This is a genomic window from Mesorhizobium sp. M1A.F.Ca.ET.072.01.1.1 (assembly GCF_004023325.1).
In the GTDB taxonomy this organism is placed as follows: Bacteria; Pseudomonadota; Alphaproteobacteria; order Rhizobiales; family Rhizobiaceae; genus Mesorhizobium.
Window position 1 is genome coordinate 1 of sequence record NZ_RZSF01000367.1, and the last position, 6,114, is coordinate 6,114.

Here is a 6,114-nt window from a genome sequence, read left to right on the forward strand (position 1 = left end):
CCGCGAGGCCGGGCCGGCGAGCTCGAGCACCAGCTTGCGGCGGATCGCTTCCGGGAATTGCGTCCAGTCGTTGCCCGGGATCATGAAGGCGCCCGGCCCGCCGATCACGCAGTCGCTGTAGTAGCGGTCGAGATTGGCCACGTCGAAGGCGCCGCCGTACCCGCCCCTTGTCATCAGCGGCAGTCCGTTGATGGTGATGCCCTGCCTCACCACCTCGTCGCGCGTGATGTCGACCGGCGCGCCCTGGTTGTTGGGTCCGTCGCCCGAAACGTCGATGACGCGCTTGGTCCCCTGAAAGCCGCTTTCGGCGAAAAGGTCGCTGCCGAAGGCCAGCGCGCCGGAGATCGAAGTACGTCGCGCGCTGTCCGGCGGACGTGCGTTCATCTGCGCAACGACCCGTTCGGCGTCGGCGCGATTGGCAATCGCTGTCCACGGTACGACGACGCGCTGCCATCTGGTGCCGGCCCACTCGACATAGGTGACCGCGATCTTGCCGTGGACGCCGTCGGCGATGGCCTTGAGCACGTTGTCATCCGTCAGTGCCGCCGCATAGCCACGGCGCTGGATCTCGAGTTCGGCCGGCGACATGGAGAGCGAAACATCGACTGCGAGCACCAGCTCGACATCGACCGGCTCTATCGCACTCGATCGCGTGGGCGGGCCGAGGAGCAGCGCCAGCGCGGCGGCGCCGGAAAGCCAATGCCTTGTTCGGCCCAAAGCGGACATGACGCAACGGTAAGCGATAATCGCGCATGAACAAAGCAAAAAGGCCCGGCGTCGACCGGGCCTTCCACCAATCCGGACGAACGCGCGCTCGCTTAGCTGCGCGGCTTGAGATTCTCCGGGTCGTAAAGCGGCTTGTAGCCGACGCCGGCCACCTCGACCGGATAGGTCTCGCCGAAATACTCCACCTGCAGCTTGCGACCTTCCTGGCAGTAGGCCCAGGGCAGATAGGCGAGCGCGATGTTCTTGCCGATGGTCGGGCCGTAGGCGACCGACGTGGTGAAGGAGCGCCGGCCGAGCTCGTCGACCAGCGTCTCGCCGGTCGCGGGATCCTGCACCGGCATGATGCCGACCGGATAGCGCGCGACGCCCTTGGAATCGGTGTTCTCGGTCATCACCAGCGTGCAGAGCATAGCCGGCTGATGCTCGCGGGCGCGATATTCCAGGTGCTTGGCCTTGCCGCAGAAGTCGTTCTCCTTGACCTTCGGGCGGGCAAGATCTGCCTCGAGCAGATTGTATTCGGTCAAGAGGTCGGCGTTCTGCAGCCGCAGGCTCTTCTCCATGCGGCGCGTGTTGGCGTAGGTCTCGACGCCGAACGGCATGACACCGGTCGAGCGCAGCGCGTCCCAGACGGCGAGCCCGTCCTCGTAGCGCATATGCAGTTCCCAGCCCTGCTCGCCGACATAGGAGATGCGGAAGGCCGTGACGTCCTTGCCGCCAATCCTGATCGGCTTGATCGCCGCGAACGGGAAATTCTCCGGCGTCAGCCCGTTCGGGTCCTCGACCACCTTCTGCAGCGTCGTGCGCGCATTCGGTCCCCAGATGCCGATAGTGACGTATTTTTCGGTGACATCGGTGACATTGACATCGAAACCTTTGTCCTGCGCGGTGCGCTGCATGTAGCGGAAGTCGCGCGGCCCGGCGTCGGCGCCGTCGATGACGCGGCAGCGATCGGCCATGCGGATCACGGTCAAGTCGGCGCGCACCATGCCCTCCTCGTCGAGGAAGTGGGTGTAGATGCCCTTGCCAATATTGTTGTCGCCGCCGATCTTGGCCGCGCACAGCCATTCCAGCAGCGCGACATGGTCAGGGCCTTCGACGTCGTACATCGAGAAATGCGACAGGTTGACGATGCCGCAATCCTCGCTCATCGCCAGATGCTCGGCATTGGAGACGCGCCAGAAATGGCGGTTGTCCCACTCGTTCTCGCGCACCGGCACGCGGTTGGCGTATTTTTCCAGGAGATGCTCGTTGGCGGCATAGCCGTGGGCGCGCTCCCAGCCGCCCAGTTCCATGAAGTAGCCGCCGAGTTCCTTCTCGCGCTCCCAGAACGGCGAGCGGCGGATGTTGCGGCCCTTGGAGAACGGCTCGCGCGGATGCACCGCCGGATTGTAGACCTTCATCGCCGTCTCGGTGCAGCGATCCCAGATGAACTCTTCCTTCGTCTGGTGCGGGTAGAAGCGCGCATAGTCGATGGCATGATGGTCGATCGAGGTGCGGCCGTCGGTCATCCAGTCGGCGATCAGCTTGCCCATGCCCGGGCCGTCCTTGACCCAAATGGCGACGGCGTACCAGAGGCCCCTCACCTTCTGGCTTTCGCCCATGGACGGGCCGCCGTCGGTGGTGACCTGCAGCAGGCCGTTGAAGGAATGGCCTTCATTGTAACCGAGCTCGCCGAGGATCGGCGTCAGTTCCATGGCGCGCTCCAGCGGCGCCATGATCTGCTCCATGTCGAGGTCACGCTGCGAGGGCGAGAGCCGCGCCTGGTCTTTTTCCAGCAGGTCGCGCGGATGGCAAAGGCGCGGATTGGTCTCCTCGTAATAGCCCCATTCGATCTGCCCGCCCTCCGCGGTCTTGGGATCCCCGGTGTCGCGCATATAGGCCGAGTTGCCCTGGTCGCGCAGCAGCGGCCAGCCGATCTCCTTGCCGGTGCCGGCGAACTCGTTATACGGGCCGAAGAAGGTCAGCGGGTGGTCGATCGGCATGACCGGCAGGTCTTCGCCGACCAGTGCCGCGGTCAGCCGGCCCCAAATGCCGGTGCAGACGACCACATAATCGGCTTCGATCGTGCCGCGCTCGGTCGCGACGCCCTTGATGCGGCCGTGCTCGACGATCAGGTCCTTGGCCGAGGTGTTGGCAAAAGCCTGGAGTTTGCCGGAAGCGACACCCTGGTCGACGAGCTTGCCGGCCACCGTCTGCGAGCGCGGGATGACGAGACCGGCGTCGGGGTCCCACAACCCGCCCTGCACAAGATGCTCCTCGATCAGCGGGAACTTCTGCTTGATCTCGGCCGGCTCGATCAGGCGCGCGCGGGTGCCGAATGCCTTGGCGGAAGCAATCTTGCGCTTGATCTCGTCCATGCGGCCGTCGTCGCCGACGCGCGCGACTTCGAGGCCGCCGATGCGCGCGTAATGGCCCATCTTCTCGTAGAAATCGATGGAATAGAGCGTCGTCCAGCAGGAGAGAAAATCGTGGCTGGTCGTGTAGCAGAAGTCCGAGGCATGCGCGGTCGAGCCGATATCGGTTGGGATGCCGGACTTGTCGATGCCCACGATGTCGTCCCAGCCGCGCTCGATTAGGTGATGGGCGACCGACGCGCCGACAATACCGCCAAGACCGACGATGACGACCTTCGCCTTTTTCGGAAACTCTGCCATGCCCGCGACTCCAAAGTGCTAAAGCGGGCGCGCCGGCGCCCGTACGAATTGCGCCACAATATGCAGAGGACGCGGATTGAGCTACCGCCTGTTTGCGACACGTCGCGGATGCCGCGCGACCCGGCGCGCCAGCTCGGCTCGGGATGCGATTTCGCTCGGCGAAAGCCCAGATGTCCTCGGCCTGGAGGCCGACCTGGTAGCCGACGGTCTTAAAGCTTGACCACGAGCTGGCCGATCTCGGCCGCGGGCGAGCGCTCCGACCTCGATCTTGATCATGCCGGGGCGGCAAGCGTCCGGAAACGATAAAAGGCCGGACAAACGCCCGGCCTTGCCGACCATATTCAAGGAGTTCTTACTTGATCCTCGCGACGCCGCCGGAGATCTCGACCGTTTCCGAACCGGTCAGCGCTTCGAGATCACCATTGGGCAGGGTGACGAAGCAGCCATTCGGGCAGAACTCCACCGTCTCGCCGGCGGCCAGCGCCAGCTCGGTCTTGCCGCCGCCTTCGGTCACGATCAGGGTCCGCGTCTGGGCGTCCTTGTTGACCGCGCTGGCGGCAAAAGCCGAACCGCTAAGGGCCAGGAAAGCGACGGCGGCAACGACAGACTTCCACATTGCAATTCCGGTGTTTCCACACCGCCTCTGTTCAATTTCGCAAGGCATTCTCGCCCTTTGCGTGAGAGCTTATATGAGATGTAACGTGAACCGCAACTGAATGCCGCATTCATGCCACAATCGGCTTCGGCGGCCGCCAAAGCTAGTCGGGGTCGGGCTTGCGGCCTCTTCTCTTGGTTTTAGCCAGACGCGCCTGCTCGGCCGCGGCCTCCGCTTCCAGCCGCTCGCGTTCGGCGAATTCGGCCTCGATCTTGTCGTCGTCGATCGGCCATGGCTCATGCTTCTTGCTCTCGACCACGGCGCGGGGCGCCGACGGGATCTCGATGTGCTCGTCTTCGAAGATGTCGAAGATCGCGAATCGGATGTCGTTCTGGACGATGCTGCCGTTCAACACGTCGGCGACGAACACGCGGATCTCGAATTCCAGTGCAGCCGGGCCGAAATTGGCAAACAGCACGAAGGGCTCGGGGTTCTTGAGCACCATCGGATGGGCGCGGGCTATGCCGAGCAGGATGGCGTGGACGCGCTTGACGTCGCTGCCATAGGCGACGCCCACCTTGATGTCGACGCGGCCAAGCTTGTTGCGGTGCGTCCAGTTGCCGACCGCATTGTTGATGAGGTTCGAGTTCGGCAGGATCACCGACTGGCGCTGGAACGTCTCGATCTCGGTGGCGCGCACGCTTATCTTTCTGACCGTGCCGCTGATGTCGCCGGCGACGATCCAGTCCCCGACCTTGAACGGTCGCTCGGCAAGCAGGATCAGCCCGGAGACGAAGTTCGAGACGACGTTCTGCAAGCCGAAGCCGATACCCAGCGAAAGTGCGCCGGCGACCAGCGCCAGATTGGAAAGATCGATGCCCGCCGCCGATATGCCGACCAGCGCTGCAAGCGCGACGCCGGCATAGCCAACCGCCAGCCGGATCGAATTGCGCACGCCGGTGTCAACCTTGCCGCGCGCCATGACCGAGCCGTCGAGCCAGCCCTGAAACCAGCGCGTGAGAAAATAGCCGATGGCGAAGACGACGATGCCGGTGAGGATGCCGAGCACCGAGATGGTGACCGACCCGATGGTCACGCCCGTTGCGAGCTTAAAGGCCCAGGTTTCGATATCGCCGGGCTGGAAGCCCCACATCAAGAGGATCAGCGGCAGGAACACCAGCACGATCATCAGGTTGATGGCGATGCTGACCACCAGGCCGAGCTGGTCGAGCGCGGTGTCCTCATAGCTGGAATTGGCTGACAGCCAGCGCCCGACCGAAGTGTCGGCGAAGCCGCCCTCCTCGCCGATCGCCCGCGCCGAAAGAAAGCCGATATAGGCGGTGATCAGCGTGGTGCCGGTGACGACGACCTGAATAGAGACGAAAAGCGCAAGACCGATATAGCCGAGCAGTGCCGCGGCGATTGTGGAGACGCCGAGCCCGATGGCAATGAAGCGAAGCCAGGCCGGCCACGGGCGCCACGAGCCGTCCTTCGCCCTGAAAGGCTTCAGCACACCCATCAGGATCAGGATGACGCCCACGATGACGGTGGCAACGAAGCTCCTGGCGATCGTCAGCGAAAGCGGCGAGCCCATCTTCTCGTTGACGACGGACAGGAAGTAGTTGAAGCCGAGGACCACGGCCATGGCGGTGGCCAGCCGCACCAGCCAACGCGCCGGTCCGGTTGCGACTGGAATAAGCCGCCAGTTCGGCAGCCGCGGCTCAAGGGCGGCATTGGTCAGCCGGTTGACGCAGAACGCCACCGCGACGACCGAGAGCAGCGCGTTGAGGAATTCGCCGATGTCGCCGCGCAGGACGTTGTAATAGTTGAAGAAGAACACGGTCGAGGCGAGGAACGCGCCGAGCGCCACGGTCGGCAGCAGCGTCGACCAGAACGCCACCGAAAGCCGGCTCAGGTACGACGGCTCTTCCACCGAAGCATCGGCCTCGAAGATGCGGCCGAAGAGACGCCTGCCGCCGATCAGCAGCACGGCCGCCAGCGCCAGCGCCATCAGCGTCGCCGCAAGCATCGCCTGGAACTTGAACTTCAATGCGAAGGTGAGCCAGGACGCCACCGCCTTATAGAGGCCGGTGAACTGGTCGTGCGCGTCGGAAAAGGCCTGCGGGCTCAGCGCATCGC

4 protein-coding genes are annotated in these 6,114 nt (G+C 64.2%); all 4 read right to left on the minus strand.

The features are described from left to right. Positions 1-726 (minus strand): DUF1194 domain-containing protein (locus EOA32_RS31745; RefSeq protein ID WP_145971416.1); only part of this gene is annotated, 726 nt, incomplete at its 3' end. A gap of 92 nt (positions 727-818) precedes the next feature. Continuing rightward, a complete protein-coding gene (locus EOA32_RS31750) occupies positions 819-3,380 on the minus strand; it encodes an FAD-dependent oxidoreductase (RefSeq protein ID WP_128373822.1) in 2,562 nt (853 codons plus the stop codon). A 352-nt stretch (positions 3,381-3,732) separates the two neighbouring features. Continuing rightward, positions 3,733-3,996 carry a hypothetical protein gene (locus EOA32_RS31755; RefSeq protein ID WP_066999629.1) on the minus strand — a complete coding sequence of 88 codons (264 nt, stop codon included), beginning with the start codon at positions 3,994-3,996 and terminating at the stop codon, positions 3,733-3,735. 142 nt (positions 3,997-4,138) lie between these two features. Next, positions 4,139-6,114 (minus strand): mechanosensitive ion channel domain-containing protein (locus EOA32_RS31760; RefSeq protein WP_145971417.1); only part of this gene is annotated, 1,976 nt, incomplete at its 5' end.

Coding starts and splice junctions, on each gene's coding strand:
- EOA32_RS31750 (WP_128373822.1), bottom strand. CDS start 3,380: ATGGCAGAGTTTCCGAAAAAGGCGAAGGTCGTCATCGTCGGTCTTGGC.
- EOA32_RS31755 (WP_066999629.1), bottom strand. CDS start 3,996: ATGTGGAAGTCTGTCGTTGCCGCCGTCGCTTTCCTGGCCCTTAGCGGT.